Annotated in this window: 15 protein-coding genes and 3 tRNA genes; 12 read left to right on the top strand and 6 right to left on the bottom strand. The window is 32.8% G+C overall.

All coding sequences use genetic code 11. The features are described from left to right. Positions 1 to 288: 288 nt before the first annotated feature. The 8 genes from V5J73_RS09790 to V5J73_RS09825 all read left to right on the top strand — a co-directional run bounded on the left by V5J73_RS09790 (position 289) and on the right by V5J73_RS09825 (position 16,502). Positions 289 to 2,118 (top strand): PAS domain-containing sensor histidine kinase, encoded by a 1,830-nt coding sequence (locus V5J73_RS09790; protein WP_338645491.1) that lies wholly within the window; start codon positions 289 to 291, stop codon positions 2,116 to 2,118. Next, complete coding sequence (locus tag V5J73_RS09795; protein WP_338645493.1) at positions 2,108 to 2,509, top strand: response regulator; 402 nt, start codon at positions 2,108 to 2,110, stop codon at positions 2,507 to 2,509. Before V5J73_RS09790 ends, V5J73_RS09795 begins: the two co-directional genes overlap by 11 nt. 65 nt (positions 2,510 to 2,574) lie before the next feature. After that, a complete protein-coding gene (locus V5J73_RS09800; RefSeq protein ID WP_338645495.1) occupies positions 2,575 to 3,486 on the top strand; it encodes an ABC transporter ATP-binding protein in 912 nt (303 codons plus the stop codon). A 3-nt stretch (positions 3,487 to 3,489) separates the two neighbouring features. After that, positions 3,490 to 4,326, top strand: a complete 837-nt coding sequence (locus V5J73_RS09805) for an ABC transporter permease (protein WP_338645497.1) — start codon at positions 3,490 to 3,492, stop codon at positions 4,324 to 4,326. An 11-nt stretch (positions 4,327 to 4,337) separates the two neighbouring features. Continuing rightward, a complete protein-coding gene (locus V5J73_RS09810; RefSeq protein ID WP_338645499.1) occupies positions 4,338 to 6,668 on the top strand; it encodes a choice-of-anchor L domain-containing protein in 2,331 nt (776 codons plus the stop codon). A gap of 24 nt (positions 6,669 to 6,692) precedes the next feature. Beyond that, positions 6,693 to 11,171 carry a T9SS type B sorting domain-containing protein gene (locus V5J73_RS09815; RefSeq protein ID WP_338645500.1) on the top strand — a complete coding sequence of 1,493 codons (4,479 nt, stop codon included), beginning with the start codon at positions 6,693 to 6,695 and terminating at the stop codon, positions 11,169 to 11,171. 27 nt (positions 11,172 to 11,198) lie between these two features. Beyond that, positions 11,199 to 13,646, top strand: coding sequence for a T9SS type B sorting domain-containing protein (locus V5J73_RS09820; protein ID WP_338645501.1), 2,448 nt, complete (start codon positions 11,199 to 11,201; stop codon positions 13,644 to 13,646). Positions 13,647 to 13,712: 66 nt separating this feature from the next. Next, positions 13,713 to 16,502, top strand: coding sequence for a T9SS type B sorting domain-containing protein (locus V5J73_RS09825; RefSeq protein WP_338645502.1), 2,790 nt, complete (start codon positions 13,713 to 13,715; stop codon positions 16,500 to 16,502). Between the two features lie 174 nt (positions 16,503 to 16,676). On the opposite strand, the gene typA is transcribed toward V5J73_RS09825, so the two are convergent. Further along, entirely contained in the window at positions 16,677 to 18,473 is a 1,797-nt protein-coding gene (gene typA, locus V5J73_RS09830) for a translational GTPase TypA (protein ID WP_338645504.1), read from the bottom strand. A gap of 173 nt (positions 18,474 to 18,646) precedes the next feature. Here typA and V5J73_RS09835 point away from each other — a divergent pair, with 173 nt between their 5' ends. Together V5J73_RS09835 and V5J73_RS09840 are read left to right on the top strand one after the other, a co-directional pair. Further along, positions 18,647 to 20,362 carry a PAS domain-containing sensor histidine kinase gene (locus V5J73_RS09835; RefSeq protein ID WP_338645506.1) on the top strand — a complete coding sequence of 572 codons (1,716 nt, stop codon included), beginning with the start codon at positions 18,647 to 18,649 and terminating at the stop codon, positions 20,360 to 20,362. Further along, positions 20,362 to 20,766, top strand: coding sequence for a response regulator (locus V5J73_RS09840; RefSeq protein WP_338645508.1), 405 nt, complete (start codon positions 20,362 to 20,364; stop codon positions 20,764 to 20,766). The genes V5J73_RS09835 and V5J73_RS09840 overlap by 1 nt, the downstream gene beginning before the upstream one ends. A gap of 68 nt (positions 20,767 to 20,834) precedes the next feature. Here the strand turns inward: V5J73_RS09840 and rpsT are convergent, their stop codons facing one another. The 5 genes from rpsT to proS form a co-directional block, all read right to left on the bottom strand. Next, positions 20,835 to 21,086, bottom strand: coding sequence for a 30S ribosomal protein S20 (rpsT, locus tag V5J73_RS09845; protein ID WP_338645509.1), 252 nt, complete (start codon positions 21,084 to 21,086; stop codon positions 20,835 to 20,837). Between the two features lie 32 nt (positions 21,087 to 21,118). Further along, positions 21,119 to 21,190, bottom strand: a tRNA-Glu gene (locus V5J73_RS09850). A gap of 42 nt (positions 21,191 to 21,232) precedes the next feature. Beyond that, positions 21,233 to 21,304: transfer RNA gene (locus V5J73_RS09855), tRNA-Glu, on the bottom strand. A 47-nt stretch (positions 21,305 to 21,351) separates the two neighbouring features. Continuing rightward, a tRNA-Glu gene (locus V5J73_RS09860) sits at positions 21,352 to 21,423 on the bottom strand. A gap of 78 nt (positions 21,424 to 21,501) precedes the next feature. Next, a complete protein-coding gene (proS, locus tag V5J73_RS09865; protein ID WP_338645511.1) occupies positions 21,502 to 22,980 on the bottom strand; it encodes a proline--tRNA ligase in 1,479 nt (492 codons plus the stop codon). Between the two features lie 100 nt (positions 22,981 to 23,080). On the opposite strand from proS, the gene V5J73_RS09870 reads away from it, so the two are divergent. Together V5J73_RS09870 and V5J73_RS09875 are read left to right on the top strand one after the other, a co-directional pair. Beyond that, positions 23,081 to 24,097 (top strand): hypothetical protein, encoded by a 1,017-nt coding sequence (locus V5J73_RS09870; RefSeq protein WP_338645513.1) that lies wholly within the window; start codon positions 23,081 to 23,083, stop codon positions 24,095 to 24,097. A gap of 54 nt (positions 24,098 to 24,151) precedes the next feature. Then, positions 24,152 to 25,732: an OmpP1/FadL family transporter gene (locus V5J73_RS09875; protein ID WP_338645515.1), complete on the top strand. Its 1,581-nt coding sequence runs from the start codon at positions 24,152 to 24,154 to the stop codon at positions 25,730 to 25,732. Positions 25,733 to 25,751 lie beyond the last annotated feature (19 nt).

Genomic DNA, 25,751 nt, shown 5'->3' on the forward strand with positions numbered 1-25,751 from the left:
AAATGGTTTTTATTTTTATGTAAGTTAAATGTTTTTATCAGACAGAAGTAACGAAATTATAATGAGTTACAAATTTCAAATCCTTAATTATTAGATAAAACCTGACTTTTTATTTTAAATGAATTAAAACACAAAAAACACAAAAACCACTAAATACAAGCACTTTAACTATTACCCCATGAAAATAAAATTATTTCTAATTATTTTTTTTGTTAAAAAAGGATGGCACCAAAATATAAACTTTATATTTGGTTGTCCCCAAGACAATTAAAAATTTAAACCCTACTAATGACAAATAAGCTTGAACTTTATTTCAAGGCTGCACAATCAGCTAAAATTGGAATATGGAAAATGAACATTTTAACTAATGAGGTATTTTGGGACGCTGTTACAAAATGTATCCTTGAAGTTCCTGAAGATTTTGAGCCTATAAATGGAAGTGGTATAAACTTTTATTCACCAGGCGAAAATAGAGATCGAATTAAATTACTTGTCGAAAGAGCCATCAATGAAGGCGTTTCATTTGATGATAAATTTCAGATTACCACAGCAAAAAATAATATTAAATACATTGAATGTATCTGTCAGGTAGAAGTTGTAGACGGAAAGCCAATGAATTTATTGGGCACATTTCAAGACATTACAAATGAGCAAAATTTAATAAATGAATTACAATTAAGCGTTGAGAAATTTTCTTCTATTTTTTCCAGTGCCAATGATGCCATTTTTATTATTGACACTTCAAATGGATTAATTACAGACTGTAATCCCAGATCATCAGAGCTTACAGGATATAATAACTTTGAATTGAAAGGTTCACATAATTCAAAATTATTTCCAGAGGAATTTAGAAGAGAACTTCGGTTTTTTCTGAAATACAATCTAGACCGAAACGAATATACCATCAATGAAACGTATATCAAGACAAAATCTGGAGAAACAATACCCGTAGAAATAGCCTCAGGAAAAAAATTTGTAGTGGATAATATAACCTACTTGGTTTGTTTCATAAGAGATATTAGCGAAAGAAAAAATGTTGAAGCTAAATTGAGTTTATTATCACTTGCAGCCTCTGAAACTACAGATACCATTGTTATTGCAAATGAAAATGGAGAAGCAGTGTGGGCAAATCAAGCTTATTTAGATCTAACCGGTTTGAGTATGGGAGAAGTTATAGGACAAAAACCAGGCTATTTATCCATAGGTCCTGAAACTGATTTAAATGCTTCCTCATTAATGAGAAAAGCAATTAAAAATAAAGAAAGCATCAAAATCACAATTTTAAATTATAATAAAAACAAGGAAAAATATTGGTTTGAACTCAATATAACTACCGTATTTGATAGTAATAACAACTTCATTAACTTCATTGGTGTGGGTCGAAACGTAACTCACAGAATTGAAAAAGAGTTTGAACTTAAACGATTATTGGATGTAACTAGTAGTCAAAATAATAAACTATATAATTTTACCCATATCGTTTCCCACAATATACGCTCCCATACGAGTAATTTATCAATGGTAGTGGACGTGATTGAAAATACAGATGATATTGAAGAGAAACTTTCTTATTTTGATTTATTTAAAGAAGGAACTGAAAAACTTTCCGAATCCATCGAATATTTGAATGAAATTATCACAATTCAACAAAAAACAAATATTGAAAAGACTAAGATTCAATTAAAGAATGAAATAGAAAAAACAAAAATGGCATTGAGCTTGGCCATTAAGGATAGTGAAATAAAGATTACACATACCATTCCAGAAGATCTTGTTGTTACTGCAATTCCAGCTTACTTAGATAGTATTTTGTTGAATTTATTCACAAATGCCATTAAATATAAATCACCCGAACGGAAAGCTACTTTAGAGATTAGTCACGAAATTATTGACAACTACACCGTTATCAACTTTAAAGATAACGGATTAGGATTGAATTTAAAAAAAAATGGGCATAAAATTTTTGGAATGTACAAAACCTTTCATGGCAATGAAGACGCAAAAGGAATTGGATTATTTATAACCAAAAACCAACTCGAAGCTATGAATGGTAAAATTGAAATAGAAAGCGAAGTCGGACAAGGTTCTAATTTTAAAATTTATTTAAATGAAAAATAAATTAACATACATTATTGATGATGACAAATTAACCGTAAAATTGATGAGCATTCTTATCTCTAAAAGTAAGTTTTGCGAAGAAATTCATTCCTTTAATAATGCTCAATTTGCCATTGATAAATTAAAAGAAAATTGGAATGAAACTGATATACTTCCAGATGCCATTTTACTTGATTTAAACATGCCAGTAATGGATGGGTGGCAGTTTTTGGACGAATTTATTCATTTACCCATAAAAAAAGAAATTTCAATTTTTATTATGACCTCTTCTATTGATCCTGCAGATATAGAAATGGCGAAAAAATATGATGTCATAAAAGATTATATAATGAAACCTATTACTGCAAACAAATTAGATATGCTATGCAAATTGATGTCTAAAATAAACTAATTTAATTTCAGCGGTAACAATTTCCTGTCTTGTTCGTCCTATAGTAAACCAAAAAGACGAACCCATTGGAAACGATACTTTCTATCAAAAATCTCAACAAACGTTATGGCTCACTTCAAGCCCTTAAAAACGTTTCTTTCGACATACATAAAGGCAATGTATACGGAATTCTAGGTCCTAACGGAAGCGGAAAATCAACAACTTTAGGAATCGTTTTAAACGTGGTCAATAAAACCTCCGGTGAATATAGCTGGTTTAATGGTTCAATGGAAACTCATGAAGCGCTAAAAAAAGTAGGAGCAATTATAGAAAGACCTAATTTCTATCCTTACATGACTGCCAAAGAAAATCTAGAACTAGTTTGTAAGATTAAAGGAATCAACTATACAAAAGTTGATGAAAAACTAGAATTAGTAGGTTTAGTAGACAGACAAAACAGTAAATTCAGTACGTTTTCATTGGGAATGAAACAGCGGTTGGCCATTGCTTCTGCCCTACTGAATGATCCAGAAATTTTAATTCTTGATGAACCCACCAATGGTTTAGATCCTCAAGGGATTCATCAAATTAGAGATATCATTAAACAAATTGCCTCAAAAGGAACTACTATTTTACTCGCTTCTCATTTATTGGACGAAGTAGAAAAAGTATGTACTCATGTTTTGGTTTTAAGAAAAGGAGAAATTTTATACACTGGTTTAGTTGATGGAATGTCAGCTAATGAAGGATTTTTTGAATTACAAGCTGATGACACTGAACATTTAATCCTAACTGTTAAAACGCATCCTGCCATTAAAAATGTGGTAAATGAGGATGGGAAAGTTTTGGTTTACCTGAAAAATGATTTAGACGCAAAAGAATTGAATCAATTTCTTTTTGAAAAAAACATCATACTCAATCATTTAGTAAAACGTAAAAACAGCTTAGAAGAACAATTTTTAGAACTGACTAATGGCAACCCAACTTTCAAAAACTAAATCATGAAAAGATTACTCTCCATAGAACTGCAAAAAATTTGGAAAAATAAAGCTAGCCGTGTTTTAACATTGTCCTATTTTATTCTTTTAACCTTTATAGCTTTAATAGCCTCCATAAAATTTGATCTTGGTATTTTTAAATTCCATCTTGCTGAGATGGGAATTTTTAATTTCCCTTTCATCTGGCATTTCAACACATATATTGCAGCAATACTAAAACTATTTTTAGCAATAGTAATAGTCTCCATGATGGCAAACGAGTATAGTTATGGAACACTAAAACAAAACTTAATAGACGGAATGAGTAAAAAGGAATTTATACAATCTAAATTCCTAACTGTCGTTCTATTTGCAACAGTATCAACTGTTTTTATTTTTATAATGTCACTCATTTTAGGAATAAGTTACTCTTCCTATACGGAGTTTAGTATTGTCTTCTCTGATTTAGAATACCTTTTAGCTTATTTTGTTAAACTAGTTGGTTTTTTCTCTTTCTGTTTATTTTTAGGAATATTAGTAAAACGCTCTGCTTTTGCATTAGGATTTCTTTTGGTTTGGAATATCATCGAAGGAATCATTAATGGAGTTTTAACTTTTAAAGTATTCCCTAACAGCGATACGGCAGCATCTATTACTCAGTTTTTACCGTTACAATCCATGTCTAATTTGATAGTAGAACCTTTTAGTAGATTGTCTGTGGTGAAAAACTTGGGAACTCAAATTGGTTTGGATAATATTAAAGAATACAATGTTTCAATATTCTCAATTACTATCGTGTTACTTTGGACCGTAATTTTTATTTTCCTTTCGTATCGATTATTAAAAAATAGAGATTTGTAGTATCTTTACACATGATGAAATGTGTAAAAATACTATTATTTTATATTTTTATTAGTTGCACTACATTTAATGTGACTGCACAATCTATTTCCGTAAATGACTCTTACACAGCGCAGCAACTTATTGAAAACATCTTAGTAAATAGTTCCTGCGCCAATGTTTCTAATTTCGTTGTAAAAGGAGATCCTTTTTCTGGCAGTCAAAATAGCTACGGATATTTTAATAATCAAGGTGGTAGTTTTCCTTTTACAGAAGGTGTTCTTTTGAGCACTTGGAGCAGTAATAAATCTGAAGGGCCTTTTATAAGAAACCTCGGAGGAGGAAATTCTTCTTGGTCAGGAGATAGCGATTTAGAACAAGCATTAGGAATTTCGAACACTTTAAACGCTACTGTTCTAGAATTCGATTTTACAGCGCTAACAGATTTTATAAGCTTTGATTATATATTTGCCTCTAATGAATACCAAGATGATTTTCCTTGTAATTATTCTGATGGTTTCGCCTTTTTAATAAAAGAAAGTGGAACTAGCACTTATCAAAATTTAGCAGTACTACCCGGCACGACCATCCCAGTTTCATCAAAAAGTATTCATCCACAAATTAATCCGATTCCAAGTTCGAACGAACCCATAAAAAGCTGTGGACCAGAAAATGAATTGTATTTTGGCGGATACAACAATGCTTCTAGTTCAATCAATCATGCTGGACAAACAAAAACATTGACCGCTCAAACAAACGTTGAACCAGGGAAAATATACCATGTTAAATTAGTAATTGCTGACCAGACGAACCAATATTATGACTCTGCAGTTTTTCTTAAAGCTGGTAGCTTTTTACCAAAAATTGATTTGGGACCAGACCGATTATTGGCTACAAACAATCCTATTTGTTTTGGTGAAAGCTATACTATTGACGCAAAACTACCAGCAAGTTTAGGTTACACTTACAAATGGTTTAAGGATAATGTAGCATTTGTGAACAACTCTTCTTCTTACACAGCTACAAGCCCTGGTATTTATCGATTAGAGGTCCAATTGACTCCCAGTTGTATTGCAACCGAGGAAATAAAAATCGAGTATACTACAGAAATTATTTTAAATGATACTTCCCTTATACAATGTGACATCGATAATGACGGAAAAACTATTTTTGACTTAACAAAAGTTGATGCCATTGTAAAAAACAATGCAAGTAATTTAAGTACAGTAGTTTATTATGAAAATTTAGCTGATGCTGAGGCAAAAATTAATTCAATTACAAATCCCACCACGTATACCAATACACTCATCAATCAGTCGGTATATGCACGAGTGAATAATTCTTACGATTGTGCCAATTATGCCGAAGTAAAATTGATGATTTCCAATAACGTTATTGTAACACAAAACCCAATTTCAACTTGTGACATCGATGGTATTGATGATGGCTTATCACAATTTGATTTAAACGTACAAGTAACACCTCAAATTCTAACAGGTTTACCTACTGGCTTAATCGTAGAATATTATTTAAACCCAACAGATGCAGTAGCGCAACAAAACAGTTTGTCAAATATTTTTAAAAATACCGTCACAACCCAACAAATTATTTATGCACGAATCATTAACGGTCCAGATTGTTATGCCATCACCCCGATAACCCTTAAAGTAAATTCGTTTGACCCAGCCAATTTTCAAGATGAAACTGTTATTTTGTGTCAAGGAAACGCTATTAGCTTGACTGCTAACGCAGGATTTTCAAGCTATTTGTGGAGCACTGGAGTAAGTTCAAATACAATTACGGTTACTACTCCCGGAGATTACACGGTAACCGTTACAAATGCTGATGGTTGTTCAAAAACAAAAAAATATCTTGTAGCAGTTTCAGAAATTGCTACCATTATCGGAGTAACAGTAAATGATTTTGAAAGAAATAAAAATACAATAACAATTGAATATACAGGTATTGGCGATTATGAATTTTCGATAGATGGCTCTTTTTTTCAGGATAATCCATTGTTTAACGGAGTTGCACCGGGAGAATATGAAGTGTATGCCAGAGATAAAAATGGTTGTGGTCTATCCAATCCATTTTTAGTTTATGTTTTAGATTATCCAAGATATTTCACACCAAATAATGATGGTTATAATGATATTTGGAGAATTAAAAATCTAGAGAATTTACCTAAATCTACTTTATTTATTTTTGACCGTTATGGAAAATTAATAAAACAATTAACCACCGCAGACTTAGGTTGGAATGGGACTTTCAATGGATTGCCATTACCCACGGATGATTATTGGTTTCATTTGATTTTAGAAAATGGAAGAGTAATAAAAGGGCATTTTTCATTAAAAAGATAATCTAAATTTTGCTATTTTTAGCAAATGAAAAAAACATTACTCTTACTCATTACCCTTTTTTCCATAAGTTGTTTCTCGCAGTTTAGCAAAACACACTATATCCCACCGTTAACCTGTTCAACAAATTTAGCAGGAGACCATTATTTATATATATCAACACCAAGCGCTACTGATGTTAATTTTAAAATTATAGCAAACGGAGGCAATATAATAACTGGTGTGGTCAAAAATACTACTCCATTTATTTATTCTATTGGTCAAGGACAAGATACACAATTGATTACTCCAAAAACTACTATTGGAATTATAAAGAACAAAGGATATATCGTTGAAGCCGAAGATTTAATTTATGTAAGTGTTAGAGTTAATGCCGGATTTGCTTCACAAAACAACTCCTATAATCATGCAGGCGGATTGGTTTCAAAGGGAAATAGTGCTCTAGGAAGAGAATTTAGATTAGGAGCAATGTTAAATCCCGTTTACGATCAAATTGTATTGAACTTTGCATCAATATTATCAACAGAGAATAATACTAAAGTCACTATTTCAAATATTCCTATAGGTTCTGTACTATCAGACGGAACCATTATAAATGGACCAATAACGGTTACTTTAGGTAAAAATGAAAGTTATGTTTTGGCATTGGAAAATTACAGTAACACTATTTCTAATAGTACAGCTATGATAGGTGCGTTAGTGGAATCAGATAAACCTGTAGTTGTCAATTCGGGTTCTTTTGGTGGTAGTAACAGTACTATTGTTAATGCTCAAGGAAATCCCCTAGGAAGAGATGTAGGTTTTGACCAAATTGTTCCAACAGAAAAAACTGGTAAGGAATATATATTTGTAAAAGGACTTGGGACTGATGAATTAGAACGGGTTTTATTAATTGCAAATGTCGACATGACTAAAGTATTTGTTAATGGTTCCCTGATACCCATTGCTACTCTAAATAAAGGACAATATACCGTTATTGACGGAAGCCAATTCATAGATGGTAATTTGTATGTTTCAACCTCCGAAAATGTATCTGCTTATCAGAGTATTGGTGGAGATTTTTCATCAGCAAACCAAAATTTATTTTTTGTACCGCCCTTAAATTGTGCTACGCCAAGCATTGTTGATAATATTCCATCCATTGAATCGATAGGAAATACAATTTATAATGGTGGTTTAAATATTGTTACTGAAGCTGGTGCTACTGTAACCATAAACAATATTCCTATCTCGAGTACTCCTATAGTAGTAGCAGGAAATACGGATTATGTGAGATACACCGTTTTTAATCAAACGGGGAATATTGCGGTAAAATCCACGAAGCAAGTTTATGTTTCTTACTTTGGGACAAATGGCGCCGCAACTTATGGCGGATATTATTCGGGATTTGATACAAAACCAGAAATTGTAACTGATAAAATTACAGTGTCTAATTCAGCATGTATACCAAATGTTGTTTTAAAAATTAGCACTTTATCTTCTTATGATACTTTTCAGTGGTATTTTAATGACAATCCAATTGTTGGTGCAAATTCAAATTCATACACCCCAACTCAACCTGGTTATTATCAAGTAAAAGGAAGTATTGTGGGTTGTCCAACTACAGTTCCTATTTTCTCAGACAAGATTCCAGTCAGCGACTGTCCATTAGATTCAGATAATGACGGAACAAATAACAACATTGATATTGACTTAGATAATGATGGTATCATAAATAATCTTGAAGCTAATATTTCTCTATTAAACCAGTCAAATACCATCTCAAGTTCTAATTATACTGCTACAATCACTGGTAGTGGGACAGTTACAGGAAAATCATTATATGGATTTGTTACAGAAGTTCCTGCTGGAATCACGAATTCCGTTACATACAAGATAAGCTTAACAAATCCTCAAAGCATTCGCATTAATTATATAGCACAAGACAGTCCTACACAAACTACCTCTATTTCAGAATATATAAATGGGGATGGCGATTTTATTTTACAAGTACCATCAGATAAAACCATTACTTTAACTAACCCACAAAATCAACTACTCGTCGATACTAATTATGATGGGATTTTTGAAAGTGGTATTACTGAATTCTCATCTTTCGAAATCCGATTCCGATTGAATAGTATAACACCGTTAACTCCTGGTTTGGGTAGCTTTGGGTTTTCATCCTATCTTACTAATTCCATCACATTAACGCATAATAATCTATCCGAAACTGCTGTTAATAAAGCAATTTTTATGATTAATCATACAGAAACTTTTGATTCTGACTCTGATACAATTCCAGATTTATTGGACATAGACAGTGATAATGACGGAATCCCTGATACAATTGAGGCTCAAGGAAAAGGATTTATAACCTTTTCTGGATCTGATTCAAATAAAGATGGTCTTGACAATGCTTTTGAGCCTGGACTAACACGAATTAATACCGACAATGATGTCTTCAATACTTTTCCTGCAGTTTATGATTTATTAGATTTAGACAGTGATAATGATGGCATATATGATTTAATTGAATCTGGAAGCATGGCTATAGATACTAATAATGATGGGATTATAGATGGCTTACCTCTAGCTTTTGGTACAAATGGTTTATTTGACGGACTTGAAACAAGTCCAGATAGCGGTAAACTAAATTATGTAATTACTGATACCGATTCAGATGGAACTTTGAATTACATCGATTTGGATAGTGATAATGATCTTTGTTTTGATGTTACCGAGGCAGGATTTTCTGATGCTAACAATGATGGAATAGTAGGTAACAATCCCATTACTGTTAACACTAATGGGAAAGTCACAAGTGGTTTTGCATATACAATACCAAATAATAATTATATTATTGCTGCTCCAATTGTTATAACCAACCAACCAATAGTTTCACCAACTTGTGAATTAGAAAACACAACAATTACATTAACTGATAATGGCGGAAACACCTATCAATGGCAACTCTCAACGGATGGAACCACTTGGAATAACATCACAAACAATTCAACCTATTCTGGAGCAACAACCAATATCTTATTGATAACAAGTGTACAAAATGTCATGAACGGGTACAAATACAGAGTAAAATTAGATAAAACTGGAAACTCTTGTGGTTTAATTTCTGCCGAAACCACCTTGACAATCTATACTCTACCAGTAATTAACACTGTGACAATCATTCAATGTGACGATGATACCGACGGGTTCTCTGATTTTAATTTAACAGTAAAAAATAATGAGATATCGACAAATTACACTTCAGAAACATTTACCTATTACACTTCTCTTTTAGGAGCTGAAACAGCAGATATTGATAAATTAATTTCTAATCCGCTAGCATTTACTAACACCTCTTCGGGAGGAATGCCAGTTTGGGTTAGAGTAAAAAACACCAATGAATGCGCTAGTATAGTACAAATTAACTTAATAGTTTCTACTACTCAAATTCCAGCTTCTTTCCTTCGCACTTTTTCGACTTGTGATGATTTAGGAGCAACTAATGATGATACTGATGGCCTCGCAACTTTTGATTTCAGTAGTGTAGCAACTGATATTTTAGCGATTCTTCCTTCTTCAAGTTCTGCATATTCCATAAAATTTTATAAAAATGAAGCAGATGCACTATCAGAAAATGATGAAATAACAAATACATCAAACTACAGTAATACTGGCTATCCAAATGAGCAAAAAATTTGGGTTCGTGTTGAAAGTACATCTGATAACTCGTGTTATGGATTGAGTCCAAGAGTTACCTTAACAGTCAATCCAAAACCTAATATTAACACAAACGCTGATTTAGATGAGAATGAATTAGTATGCTCAAACCTTCCTACTTTCTTTGTAAGATTAGATTCAGGAATTCTAGATGGCACTCCTACTAATGACTATACCTATATCTGGACAAAAGATAATATCGTTTTAACTAATGAGACGAGTTCTACATTGGAGGTAAATACTCCTGGTGAATATACCGTAGCAGTTAGCTCATTTAGCGGTTGCAGCAGAATTCGAACTATAAAAGTAACTGCTTCGGATATAGCAGAAATAACAAGCATTTCAATTGTTGATTTATCAGATGTAAACTCAATTACAGTAAATGCAACTGGACAAGGGCAATATGAATATAGTCTGGATGCACCTTCTGGTCCTTTTCAAGATTCTAATTTCTTTGATAATGTAACCGCTGGAATTCATGAAGTGTACATTAATGATAAAAATGGTTGTGGAACGGTGAGTAAAACAATTGCTGTAATAGGTGTTCCAAAATTTTTCACTCCAAATGGAGATGGCTATAATGACTATTGGAATGTAAAAGGAGTAAATGAAAATTTCAACGAAAATTCAATCATTTATATTTTTGATCGTTACGGTAAGCTTCTAAAACAAATTGTCCCCTCTAGACAAGGATGGGATGGAACATTTTCTGGGTTACCTTTACCCTCAGATGATTACTGGTACTCCATAAAATTAGAAGATGGGAGAGAAGCTAAAGGACATTTCAGTTTAAAACGATAAAATAAAAATTATTTTAAACATAAAAAAATGATGGATTTTAGATTACTTGTGATTTTATTCCTGGGTCTTTTAACTATTAGTACTAAAGCGCAAAGTGACTGTAGCAATGCCATTATTGCATGCGGAAACACGGGTTTCGAAGGGTTAACCGTCACTGGAATAGGCACTCAGGAACTTTCAGGATTAAATACTTGTTCCAGTGAAGAAAACAATAGCATTTGGTTAAAAATATCAATAAAAAAAGGAGGAACATTAGGCTTCCTGCTGAAACCGGAAAACACTGATATTAATGAAGATTTTGATTTTTTTGTTTTTGGACCAAATACAAGTTGTGATATGCTAGGTCAGGCCATAAGATGTTCAACCACAAACCCTAGAAGTATAAACCAAAAGAATAATTTTACTGGTATGGAGGAGAATGAAACTGATACTTCTGAGGGACCAGGTGCAGATGGAAACAGTTTTGTAAAATGGCTGACCGTTGATGATGATGATTTCTATTATTTAGTAGTTGATCGACCTATCGGAAGTAGTAATTTTTCACTACAATGGACAGGAACCGCAACATTCAATTCGGCTCCCACTTTTGATGTCCCCAATGGGGCTGCACTTGATCTAAATCAATGCGATAATGATGGAATAGCTGATTTTTCGACAAAATTTGATTTAACAAAAAATACTACTAAAATTATTGGCTTACAAGACTATGTAATTGTAACTTACCACATTGAACAAAACGATGCACTGACAAACATCAATCCAATCATAAATACGACTCAATATATAAATACCTCAAATCCTCAGAATATTTTTGCAAGAATAACAAATACATTAACGGGTTGTTTCAACACATCCGATTTTAAAATTACCGTAAACGACCTGATAAAATTTCCTGTAACTGAATTTTCTATTTGTGATGATGCAACAGATGGAAATGATTCAAATGGACAATCTTTTTTTGATTTAAACACAGTTTCTTCACATATTTTTGGGGACCAAAATACAGATACATTTACAATAAAATATTACCCATCAGAGAACGACGCTAGTAATGATTCCAATCCATTACCTAATTTTTTTTACAATACGATTCCCAATCTTCAATCAATATACATAAAAGCTTCTAGTCCTAATTTATGTACGGCTATAAGTAAAATTAAACTTATAGTCAATCCACTTCCATTAAAAACCAGTGCAATATTGGTACAATGTGATACAGGTTTTACTCCTGATGGCATTAGTTTATTCAATTTAAATGAAGTAAATACGAAATTTACAAATAAAAATAATGATCTAATAACTGCATTTTTTATAAATGATAGTGATGCCCAAAATAATATCAACGAACTAAATACATCTTTTTATAACACCGTCAATCCGCAAAATATTACTGTCCGAGTTACAAATAACAAAACAGGTTGCTCAAGTCTTAGTACTTTGGAATTAAAAGTCAACGTGATTCCTGAAAAAACATACACTATAAATCCAGTTTGTGACACTGATGGAATCGAAGATGGAAAACATCTATTTAATCTAAAAGAAGCTAATATTCCCACTACTAATACACAAACACTTTTTTATTATTCAAATATAAATGACGCTTTATTAGAACAAAATGAGCTTACTAATCCTTTTTCTTATTTCAATGAAACAGCATATAATCAAATTATTTATGCTAGAATCGAAGAAGGGAATGATTGTTTTGGGATAAGCAAAATTAAATTAGAAGTACTAAAATTACCCGATTTAAATACTACTATAGCAACTAGCTTTGTTTGTTCCAACCTTCCAACATTTTTTATTCAACTCAACGCAGGAATTCCGGATGATTCCCTTTCGAGTGACTATACATATATTTGGTCAAAAGACGGAACGGTATTATCAACCAAAACGGCTTCAACACTTGACATAAATATCGCAGGATTATACACCGTCGAAGTGAAAAATAATTCGGGCTGCAGTAAAATCCAAACTATAAAAGTAGCCACTTCAGATGTTGCAAAAATTACAAATATTGCCATTACCGATTTATCAGATGTAAACTCAGTAACGGTAAATGTAACTGGAGAAGGACAATATGAATATAGTCTGGACGCACCTTCTGGTCCATTTCAAGATTCTAATTTCTTTGATAATGTAACTGCCGGAATTCATGAAGTATACATTAATGATAAAAATGGTTGTGGAACTGTGAGTCAAAAAATTGCCGTAATTGGTGTTCCAAAATTTTTCACTCCAAATGGAGATGGTCATAATGACTATTGGAATGTAAAAGGAGTAAATGAAAATTTTAATACAAATTCAATCATTTATATTTTTGATCGTTACGGTAAGCTTCTAAAACAAATTGTCCCCTCTAGTCAAGGCTGGGATGGCACATTTTTAGATCAACCTTTATCCTCAGATGATTATTGGTACACTATAAAATTAGACGATGGTAGAGAAGTTAAAGGCCATTTCAGTTTGAAAAGATAATTTACAAACCATATTCATGATTCGTAATATTACTTTTTTTGTAGATATTAACTATATTTGATAGTTATGAAATATTATTACCATTTACTGTTTGTTTTCCTTTTTTTAACCATTCCGACTTTTGGACAAAAAGAAGCGGCTATATGGTATTTTGGCAATAATGCTGGTCTCGATTTTAATTCAGGGAGTCCTGTTGCTTTAACTAACGGCAAATTAGTTACCAAAGAAGGCTGCACCACAATTTCTGATAAAAACGGTAATTTACTTTTTTACACAGATGGTTCTATTGTTTATAATAGAAACCATCAGATTATGCCTAATGGCTATGGTTTAATGGGACATAATTCAAGTACACAGTCGGCGATAATAGTTCCTAAACCTAACAATCCCTATATCTATTATATTTTTACTGTTGACCAACCGCTTCCTGCAAATGCCGATGAAAATCCATTAAATGACCTAGATCCCCCAAATAATGGATTAAATTATTCTCAAGTTGATATACGACTAGATAATGGTCTTGGTGACATTGTAACTACTGAAAAAAACATCCCTCTAGTTACTTATAATCCTGGTAATAGCGACGAGGTTAAATACAAATGTTCTGAAAAAATCACAGCCGTTCAACATGGAGACGGAGTTTCTTTTTGGGTAATTACACATTTTATAAATAATTTTTATGCTTTTAAAATAAGTACACAGGGTGTAAACAAAACTCCTGTCAAGACAACAACTACTCTTACTATTCCAATAGCTGGTTATCTAGCCAATGCAATAGGATACTTAAAAGCATCTCCAAACGGCAAAAAAGTAGTTATAGCAAACAATGCTTCAAGACGAACAAATGAAAATGGACCGAAAGGAAATCCAATAAGAGACACCGGTAATGTTTTACTTTATGATTTTGATTCGAGTACAGGAAAAATAAGTAATGAAATGGCACTGCTTAGTAATTCAAATCCTTATGGAGTAGAATTCTCGGCAAAATCCAAAAAATTATATGTCACTGCTAATAAATTTAATACTGATGGTGAAACTATTTTAGAAAGTTACTTAATCCAATATAATCTAAAAAGCACCAATATCCTATCCTCTAAGACAATTGTTAACACTTCACCTTTAATAGCAGGAGCACTACAATTAGCAATTGATGAAAAAATATACCGAGCTGGATACCTTACAACTGATTTCAATCGTAATAAAATATCCGTAATCAACAACCCAGAATTAGATGGTTCTAGTTGCAATTATATAACAAATGCGATTGACTTAAAAACTGGCAGCACAGAACAAGGATTACCACCGTTTATAACTTCTTTATTTTTATATGCCTTTAGTTATGAATTCAATTGTTTGGGAGATGCAACGCATTTTTATAGTAATTCTGTTGAAAAAATTGACTCTGTAGTTTGGGATTTTGGAGATGGATTTACTTCTACAGATATTGACACCTATCATACTTACGCTCAAGCTGGTGATTATAAAGTAACGTTAATAAAAACTGTAAACGGGAAAGACAGAGAGCCTCTTGAAAAAACAATTACAATTTATGATGCTCCGAAAATACTGTCAACTTCTTACAAGTTAACACAATGTGACACACAAGATAATACACCTACTGATGGATTAGCTTTATTTAATTTAGCTCTTGCTGATGAGCCAATTGCTTTAGGCAAAAAAGACTTTGAAGTGTATTACTACCATAGTAGCATAGATGCTGAAAATGATGTAACGAATACCCAATCTATTCCAATAGATTATAGAAATAACGTTCCAGATGAGCTTTTATATGCAAAAGTAATGCAGCCAAATTCTAGTTGTTATAGTATTGGAACAGTTATTTTACATGCCAATAAAAACATATTACTATTACCCGAAGCAATGTACGAATGTGATCTTGGTGATGGAAAAGGGTCTTTTGATTTAAAACACAAAGAAAATTCAATAAAAACTGAATTAAATTTACCTTCAGATGTTAATTTGTTCTTTTATTCTAATAAAGAAGATGCTTCTATGGGCATAAATGAGCTCGAAGAGCCATTCGTTTCTGATTCTAAAATAGTATTTATTCGAGCAGAAAATAAGGAAGGTTGCTATGGAACTGGGTATTTTGACATTACAGTTGTGACTTCTCCAAATATTACTAACTTAGAAAATATGATTTTATGCGAGGCATCTGTAAACCCTTTAATACAATTAGATGCAGGGATTTTAGCCCCAGCAAGGACTAATGATTTTACTTATTTTTGGTCAACAGGCGAAACAACCCCAACCATATCAATAACCAAGGAAGGTGAATATACTGTAACTGTAAAAAATAGATTAGGCTGTACTACGACCCGAAAATGTATTGTAACACTATCTCATCTAGCAAAAATAAACAACATAATTGTTCATGATCTTCAACAAACTAATCAAGTTATAATTGAACTCAATAATCCGAGTGATTATACCTATATGATTCAATACGAAAATGGGACTAAAACTTCTTTTCAAACTTCTACTATATTTGAGAATGTACCTGGTGGTTTTCACGAATTAATAATAGAGAGTATTAATGGATGTGGACAAACAACAAAAAGTTTTGCAGTATTGAATGCATCAAAATTCTTTACCCCTAATGGCGATGGATACAATGATTATTGGAATCTAAAAGGAATTAATAGTAGTATATATCAAAATGCAATTATATATATTTTTGATCGCTATGGAAAACTGCTAAAACAATTATCACCATCAAGTCTTGGCTGGGATGGTACTTTCCTAAAGGAAGCTTTACCATCAGACGATTATTGGTTCACAATAAAACTTGAAGACGGAAGAGAAGCTAAAGGACATTTTAGTTTAAAAAGGTAATACAAAATATATAGTAGTCTTTTAAACGACTATTCTCACCTATAAATTTAGGCAATCTTTAGTATTACAAAATGATTTTAGTGACAAGGTTCTAAAATTGATCTCCTAAAAATGAAAGAAAAAAAAAGCCATTCGAATAAACGAATGGCTTTTTCAATATCACAAAAGATAAAATTAGATTTTAAATCTTTTTCTATCAGTTTCTGTCAAATAAATTTTTCTCAAACGAATAGATTTTGGTGTAACCTCTACATACTCATCTTTTTGAATGTACTCTAATGCTTCTTCTAAAGAGAAAATGATTGGAGGAATAATTCTAGCTTTTTCATCATTTCCAGAAGAACGAACGTTAGATTGTTTTTTCTCTTTCGTTACGTTTACACACATATCATCTCCACGAGAATTTTCTCCAATTACCTGACCTTCATAGATTTCAGCATTTGGCTCAACGAAGAATTTACCACGATCTTGCAATTTATCGATAGAATAAGGAATTGCTTTTCCTTTTTCCATAGAGATTAATGAACCTTTGTTACGTCCAGCAATTTCTCCTTTGTAAGGCTCATATCCAATAAAACGGTGTGCCATAATAGCCTCACCAGCTGTTGCAGTTAGTAATTGGTTACGCAATCCAATAATTCCACGTGATGGAATATTAAATTTTACAATCATACGTTCCCCTTTTGTTTCCATGCTTAGCATTTCGCCTTTACGCATAGTAACAAACTCTACCGCTCTACCTGAAAGTGTTTCTGGTAAATCAATAGTTAATTCCTCAATTGGTTCACATTTTTTACCATCAATTTCTTTGATGATAACTTGTGGCTGACCGATTTGCAATTCATATCCTTCTCTTCTCATTGTTTCAATAAGAACAGACAAGTGAAGTACACCACGACCAAAAACCATGAACTTATCAGCAGAATCAGTTTCACCCAATTTCATTGCTAAGTTTTTCTCTAATTCTTTTGTCAAACGATCTCTAATATGACGAGAGGTTACAAATTTACCCTCTTTACCGAAGAAAGGAGAGTCATTAATTGTAAACAACATACTCATTGTAGGCTCATCAATATCAATCGTTTTTAGACCTTCTGGGTTTTCATGATCAGCAATAGTATCACCAATTTCAAAACCTTCCACCCCAATAATTGCGCAAATATCTCCAGCAATTACTTCTGTTACTTTTTTACGTCCAAGGCCTTCAAAAGTATGTAATTCTTTAATTCTAGATTTTGTTACTGTACCATCTCTTTTTACCAAAGAAATTGGCATTCCTTCTCTTAAAACTCCTCTTTCAAGACGACCAATAGCGATACGACCTGTAAAAGCTGAAAAATCTAATGAAGTAATTAACATTTGTGGTGTCCCTTCAGAAACTTTAGGAGCTGGTACATTATCTATAACCATATCTAACAATGCTTCAACATTATCAGTTACGTTTTCCCAATGGTCAGACATCCAGTTATTTTTAGCAGATCCGTATACAGTTGGAAAATCCAATTGCCACTCTTCAGCACCCAACTCAAACATTAAGTCGAAAACTTTTTCATGAACTTCTTCTGGAGTACAGTTTTCTTTATCAACTTTATTGATTACAACGCAAGGCTTTAGACCTAAGTCAATCGCTTTTTGCAGTACAAAACGAGTTTGAGGCATTGGACCTTCAAAAGCATCTACAAGTAGACAAACTCCATCTGCCATGTTCAATACACGTTCTACTTCTCCTCCAAAATCGGCGTGACCAGGAGTATCAATAATGTTGATTTTTGTTCCTTTGTAAACTACAGAAACATTTTTTGAAGTAATAGTAATACCTCTTTCACGCTCTAAGTCGTTGTTATCAAGGATTAAGTCACCTGTGTTTTCGTTATCACGAAATAACTGACAGTGATACATAATTTTATCAACCAAAGTTGTTTTACCGTGATCGACGTGGGCAATAATTGCAATGTTTCTAATAGATTCCATCTGTGATTTTTAATGGGTGCAAAGGTACACTTTATTTTGATATAAAAAATATTTATGCAATAGTTTACATATTCTTAACCCATTAGACACAAAAAGAGGGGTTTGAAAAAATCTCAAAAAATAAGTTACCGATGTTGTTTAATAATTCCGCAATAATTAATTATATTTGAGTAATGAAAAGCAAAACCAATCAAGTAATCATCATCTACATTCTAATCTCAATGTTTGTAGCCATTGTTAGTCATAAACTATTACTACAATATATTTCTGATTCAAACCATCAATTTTACAATTTTACTAAAGATATTTTATTCATAGTTTTAACTGGAATAACTTTCAAACTTATTTTATCAAAAAATGACACTCGAAATATATCTATTTTCGAAAAGCTTAAAAATACAAATGACGAAATCAAGGAGTCGAATGAAAAATACGATATTGTAGCCAAAGCAACCAGCGATACTATTTGGGACTGGAAAATACAAGAAGATAGTTTTACTTGGAATAAAGGAATTGAAAGTGTTTTTGGTTACACTCAAAACGAAGTTGGCAACAGTTCAAAATGGTGGTTTGATAAAATTCATCCCGAAGATAGTATTAAAATGTCCATCAGACTCTATTCTTTTATAGAGCAAAAAACCGAAAACTGGCAAGATCAATACCGTTTTAAATGTGCCAACAATTCTTATAAATACGTTCTAGATAGAGGTTTCCTCCTAAAAGATGAAAATGGAAAAGCAATCAGAATGATTGGAGCCATACAAGACATCACAAAACAAAAAGAAGAAGAACAAAGACTTAAATTATTAGAAACCGTATTTACACAATCCAAAGATTCAATTATTATTACCGAAGCCAATTCGTTAGATGAAAAAATCCCTAATATTATTTATGTAAATCCCGCTTTTTCTTCTATGTCAGGATATGAATTTGAAGAAATCTCGGGAAAAACAGCAGATCCATTCAACAGTCCAAATTCGGATATGAATGAACTTGAAAAACTATTAAGCGCTATTAAAAACAAACAGGAGTGCCTTATAGAAACAATTAGCTTAACCAAAAACAGAGAAGAATACTGGGTTCGCTTCTCAATGATTCCTATTTACAATTCAGAAAATGAACTCTCGCACTGGATTTCCATTCAAAGAGATATAACCGATGAAAAAAGGCAAGAAAAAGAAAAAGAGCAACTTATCAGAGAATTAACTCAAAACAACAAAGACTTAAAACAATTCTCCTACATAACCTCACACAACCTTAGGGCTCCATTATCAAACTTAACAGGACTACTAAACCTACTGGAAGACATTCCTATTGAAAATCAAGAATTAAAAGAAATCTTAAACGGCTTTAATAAATCAACTCATTTATTAAACGACACTATCAACGACTTAGTAAAAGTTATCATCATCAAAGACAACCCTTCCATTCAGAAAGAAGCTGTTTTAATAAAAGAAATCTTTGAAAACGTCTTTAGCCAACTTAATTTTCAAATCGAATTATACAAACCAATCATAAAACTTAATTTCGAAAAAGTTTCTATCCTAAACATCAACAAAGCCTACATAGAAAGTATATTATTGAATCTTTTGACAAATGCAATAAAATACAAATCAGAAAACAGGAAACTAAAGATTACCATTACTGCACGCGAAACAGATAATACCATTGAATTAATTTTTAAAGATAACGGGATAGGTATTGATTTAGAAAGAAACAGAGACAAAGTATTCGGACTTTATCAACGCTTCCATAATTACCCCGACAGCAAAGGATTAGGGCTTTATTTAGTGAAATCACAAGTTGAAACTATGGGAGGTACAATTGAAATTGAAAGTGAAGTAAATAAAGGAACTATATTTACATTAACATTTAAAAACAAACAATAATGTTAGATCAAATTTTATGCATTGATGACGACCCGATAACACTCATGTTATGCAAAAAAGTTATAATAAAATCATCATTTTCTAATGAAATAATAACAGCACAAAATGGAGAAGAAGCACTCAGCTACTTTAACGCTTTTAGGTATACTAAAAACAAAACTGACGAACAGCCTCAATTAATTTTTTTAGATCTAAATATGCCCGTTATGGGGGGGTGGGAGTTTTTAGATCATTTTAATAGCCCAGAATTTTCAGAATTCAATACTATAAAAGTTGTTGTACTTTCTTCGACCATAGACCCAGAAGACTTAGAAAAAGCAAAACAATACCCAATGGTCATTGATTTCCTATCTAAACCAATCACCCATTCAATGCTTGAATACTTAAAAAACAAGATGGAATAAAAAATTATAAAACATAAAAAAAGCTCTCATTTCTGAGAGCTTTTTTTATATCTTAAAAATAGCATTACTTACAAATTTGCAACGTGCTTAGTTAATTTAGATTTTAAATTAGAAGCTTTATTATCATGAATAATATTCTTTTTTGCTAATTTATCAATCATAGATATAACGCTTGACAATTTAGAAGTAGCATCTGTTTTATCAGTAGCTATTCTTAAGGCTTTTATAGCGTTACGAGTAGTTTTGTGTTGGTATCTATTTAATACTCTTCTCTTTTCGTTACTTCTAATTCTCTTTAGAGCTGATTTATGATTTGCCATTTTATTATTTTTTTATCTTTTACTAATTTTTGTAGTCCGTAAGGGAATCGAACCCCTGTTACCAAGACGAAATCTTGGCGTCCTAACCCCTAGACGAACGGACCATTATCCCCTAAGTTTTTATCAATCTAAAATATTGAAATTTGTAGCCCGTAGCGGAATCGAACCGCTCTTACATGGATGAAAACCATGCGTCCTAACCGATAGACGAACGGGCCATACTTCCCTCTAAGTTCAGGAAAACTTTAATCTGCAATAAAAATAGTAGCCCGTAGCGGAATCGAACCGCTCTTACATGGATGAAAACCATGCGTCCTAACCGATAGACGAACGGGCCCTGCTTCTCTAATGCGGATGCAAAAATACAACTATTTTTGAAACGTACAATAGCACATACGAAAAAAATTATTTTTTTTTAATACGCCTTCGCAAACAACACTCTACCTATCGAGCTTTGCCCAGTAAAAATACAACTTCCCGCCTCTTCTACTCTATCCAAAGGGATACATCTTATAGTAGCTTTAGTCAACTCTTTAATCTTTTCTTCAGTAGCTGCAGTTCCATCCCAATGTGCTGACACAAAACCTCCTTTAGTATCTAAAACCGCTTTAAACTCTTCAAAACTATTTACCTCAGTAATATGTGTGTTTCTGTAATTTAATGCTTTTTCGAACAATTCTTTTTGAATCTGCCCTAATAAATCACTTACATAAGTTGTGATTTCATCTTTGGAAACTACCTCTTTAGTCAACGTATCTCTCCTAGCTACCTCAAAAGTTCCATTTTCTAAATCTTTTGGACCAACAGCAATTCGAACCGGCACTCCTTTTAATTCCCATTCCGCAAATTTAAATCCCGGTTTTTGAGTAGTTCTATCATCAAACTTTACTGAGATTTGTAATTTTCTTAAAGCAGCAGTCAATTTATTTACTTCAGCGGTTATCGCAGCCAATTGCTCATCTGTTTTATAAATAGGAACGACCACCACTTGAATAGGCGCCAAACTAGGAGGCAATACCAATCCTTGATCATCTGAATGCGTCATCACTAAAGCCCCCATTAATCGAGTGGAAACTCCCCAAGAAGTCCCCCAAACATACTCTTGCTTTCCTTCGGCATTTGCAAACTTAACATCAAAGGCTTTAGCAAAATTCTGACCTAAAAAGTGTGAAGTCCCTGCTTGTAAAGCCTTTCCATCTTGCATTAACGCTTCTATACAATAAGTTTCTTCGGCCCCAGCAAAACGTTCGGTTTCAGTTTTCATTCCTTTAATAACTGGAATTGCCATAAAATTCTCGGCAAAATCAGCATAGACATTCATCATTTTTTCTGATTCTTCAATAGCTTCGACTCTTGTAGCATGAGCAGTATGCCCCTCTTGCCATAAAAATTCAGCTGTTCGAAGAAACAATCTTGTTCTCATTTCCCAACGCACTACATTAGCCCATTGATTAATCAACAAAGGTAAATCTCTATACGATTGAACCCATCCTTTATAAGTAGACCAGATGATAGCCTCGCTTGTAGGACGAACAATTAATTCCTCTTCTAGTTTTGCATTAGGGTCAACCATAAGTTTTCCCGGCTTATCTGGATCATTTTTTAACCTATAATGAGTTACAATTGCACATTCTTTTGCAAATCCTTCCGCATTTTTTTCTTCTGCTTCAAACATGCTTTTAGGAACAAACAATGGAAAATAAGCATTTTGATGCCCTGTTTCTTTAAACATTCGATCCAACTCTCCTTGCATTTTTTCCCATATTGCATATCCGTAAGGTTTGATAACCATACAACCTCTAACTCCTGAATTTTCGGCTAAATCGGCTTTAACAACCAATTCGTTATACCATTTTGAATAATCTTCCGATCTTGTAGTTAAGTTCTTACTCATATTGAATAATTTGGCACAAATTTTGCATTAATAATTTTAACTAAATAGTTCAGCAAAACTAACTATTTTTGTAATGTGCAACAATAAAAACTCCATATATATGAAAACTAGTACTCTTTCCTTCCGAAACCCTACAATATATTACTTTGTTGGATTTTTGAGCATCTTGTTAACATCCTGTGGCTCTTATCAAAACAGTTCCTATTATGATTCTGATGGAATATATGGAAACACTCCAAGAAGAGCTGTAGAAGTAGAGACACAAAACACTCCAAACAATCAATATAAAGACTATTTCGGATCTTTACAGAACAACAATCAACCTATAGAAATTTTCACAGATATAGAGAACTACAATGATTATAATATAGAAAATGATAGCCTACAAGACTATACCAACTATCCCGGATGGGGAAGTAATCCTCAAACTGTAAGCATAAACGTTTATGACAATGGTTGGGGAATGAATAATTGGTATGGAAATAACTGGGGATGGAATGTAGGATTTGGATGGAATAGTTGGTACGGCAACAATTGGGGTTGGAACGGCGGATATGGCTGGGGGAACAATATTGGTTTTGGATGGAATAATTGGGGTTGGAATGGTGGTTTTGGATGGAATAACTATTACGGAAACAATTGGGGCTGGAATAACTGGTACGGGAATAATTGGGGATACCCTAATTATTACAACAACAGAGCTTACGCCTATAATGCTGGTAGAAGAGGCTCTTCTTACACCGCTAACACAAGCGGCAATAGAAATTATAGCACCCGAAGTTCAGCAAATTACTCTAGAACTCAGAACAGTTCTATTAGCGGTAGAAACAATTCAAATTACAGAGGAAATACGAATACAGATTTCAGAAGAAATACTACAAATGGATTCAACAGAACAAGTCCATCATTTTCAAGAAATCAAAATAATTCGACTACTTCTCCAAGCAGAAGATCGAATACAAATAGTACTCGCAACGAAAATAGCAGATCGGAAAGATCCTATACTCCAAGCTCAAGAAACGACAATAATTCCCGATCATATAGCCCTAGCTCAAATAGTTCTGGAGGAGGAGGAAGATCGTCTGGAGGAGGAGGAGGAAGAGGTGGTCGAGGATAATAATTATTGAAGTCCGACCTATTTTTAAATTAAACTAAAACCTACGAATTAAAAATGAAAAAATATATATTTTTATTAGCCTTTGGTATATCTGCAAATGCTGTTCAATCACAAGAAATAGCTGATGCAATGCATTATGCACAGGACAACTTGAACGGGACAGCCCGTTTTAGAGCAATGAGTGGTGCTTTTGGTGCTCTCGGTGGTGACTTATCTTCATTGAATGTAAATCCTGCTGGTTCAGCAGTATTCACAAATAACCAAATGGCACTTACCTTGAGTAATTTTGATACGAAAAATAAGTCTACTTATTTTGGCAGCACAGCAAGTGAAAAAAACAATTCTTTTGACTTAAACCAAGCTGGAGCAGTTTTTGTTTTCAATAACAACGACCCAAATAGCAATTGGAAAAAGATTTCATTGGGTATTAATTATGAAAACACTACTAATTTTGATAATGGATTTTTTTCAGCTGGAACCAACCCAAATAATTCCATAGGCGATTATTTTTTAAGTTATGCTAATAATTCTAACAATGGAGCCCCAGTACCTCAAGAATTTGTAAACACAAATCCTGGAGAATCTATTTCAGATTTATATTCATTTTTAGGCAGCAACTTACCTAACAGCCAGTATCCAAATTTAAATGGATTTGCAGCCCAACAAGCATTTTTAGGCTACCAAGCCTATATTATTGACGCAGTTGACGGGACTAATAATAATTCTCCTTATCGCTCCAATGTTCCTTCTGGAGGCAATTATTATCAAGAAAATTCTATTTATAGCACGGGATACAACGGAAAACTATCTTTTAATGCTGCAACTGCTTATAAAGACAAGCTTTATATAGGACTAAATTTAAACTCTCATTTTACTGACTTTCACAAATCATCAACTTTTTACGAAGATAATAATGCACCATTGACAAATGATTATACCGTAACCCGATTGAGTTTTGAAAATGACTTATATACTTATGGAACAGGATTTTCCTTTCAATTAGGAGCGATTGCAAAACTATCAGATGAAATTCGCTTAGGCCTAGCTTACGAATCATCAACATGGTATAAATTAAATGATGAGCTGTCTCAAAGACTGGTTGCAGTAAGCAGTGCAACAAATGCTGACGATACTAATGACGTGGTAAATCCTCAGGTTGTTAATATTTACGAACCTTATAAATTACAAACTCCAAGCAAACTAACAGGAAGCTTTGCTTATGTTTTTGGAAAATCTGGCTTAATAAGCGTTGATTATGCTATTAAGGATTACAGTAACACTAAATTTAAACCTGAAAACGATCCTTATTTTAATGATTTAAATAGAGATATGAATTCAATCCTAGACACTACAGGCGAACTAAGAATAGGTGCTGAGTATAAAATTGAAGCTTTGAGCCTAAGAGCAGGATATCGTTACGAACAAAGTCCTTATAAAAATGCTGTAACAATAGGAGATTTAACCGGATATTCAGCAGGTTTAGGATACAGTTTTGGTTCTACAAAAGTAGACTTAGCGTATTCGTACGCCAAGAGAAACTCACAACAAGGATTTTTTAATCAAGGATTTACTGATGGCGCCAGTATTGAGGCCATAAACAACAATGTTTCAGTAACATTACTATTTGAATTGTAATCAATCCAAAAAACAAAAT

Origin of the sequence: Flavobacterium sp. KS-LB2 (assembly GCF_036895565.1) — a bacterium.
Taxonomy (GTDB): domain Bacteria; phylum Bacteroidota; class Bacteroidia; order Flavobacteriales; family Flavobacteriaceae; genus Flavobacterium.

Bases quoted from the DNA above. Each gene is read 5' to 3' on its own strand.
- V5J73_RS09790 (WP_338645491.1), top strand. From the start codon at position 289: ATGACAAATAAGCTTGAACTTTATTTCAAGGCTGCACAATCAGCTAAA.
- V5J73_RS09795 (WP_338645493.1), top strand. From the start codon at position 2,108: ATGAAAAATAAATTAACATACATTATTGATGATGACAAATTAACCGTA.
- V5J73_RS09805 (WP_338645497.1), top strand. From the start codon at position 3,490: ATGAAAAGATTACTCTCCATAGAACTGCAAAAAATTTGGAAAAATAAA.
- V5J73_RS09810 (WP_338645499.1), top strand. From the start codon at position 4,338: ATGATGAAATGTGTAAAAATACTATTATTTTATATTTTTATTAGTTGC.
- V5J73_RS09815 (WP_338645500.1), top strand. From the start codon at position 6,693: ATGAAAAAAACATTACTCTTACTCATTACCCTTTTTTCCATAAGTTGT.
- V5J73_RS09820 (WP_338645501.1), top strand. From the start codon at position 11,199: ATGATGGATTTTAGATTACTTGTGATTTTATTCCTGGGTCTTTTAACT.
- V5J73_RS09825 (WP_338645502.1), top strand. From the start codon at position 13,713: ATGAAATATTATTACCATTTACTGTTTGTTTTCCTTTTTTTAACCATT.
- typA (WP_338645504.1), bottom strand. From the start codon at position 18,473: ATGGAATCTATTAGAAACATTGCAATTATTGCCCACGTCGATCACGGT.
- V5J73_RS09835 (WP_338645506.1), top strand. From the start codon at position 18,647: ATGAAAAGCAAAACCAATCAAGTAATCATCATCTACATTCTAATCTCA.
- V5J73_RS09840 (WP_338645508.1), top strand. From the start codon at position 20,362: ATGTTAGATCAAATTTTATGCATTGATGACGACCCGATAACACTCATG.
- rpsT (WP_338645509.1), bottom strand. From the start codon at position 21,086: ATGGCAAATCATAAATCAGCTCTAAAGAGAATTAGAAGTAACGAAAAG.
- proS (WP_338645511.1), bottom strand. From the start codon at position 22,980: ATGAGTAAGAACTTAACTACAAGATCGGAAGATTATTCAAAATGGTAT.
- V5J73_RS09870 (WP_338645513.1), top strand. From the start codon at position 23,081: ATGAAAACTAGTACTCTTTCCTTCCGAAACCCTACAATATATTACTTT.
- V5J73_RS09875 (WP_338645515.1), top strand. From the start codon at position 24,152: ATGAAAAAATATATATTTTTATTAGCCTTTGGTATATCTGCAAATGCT.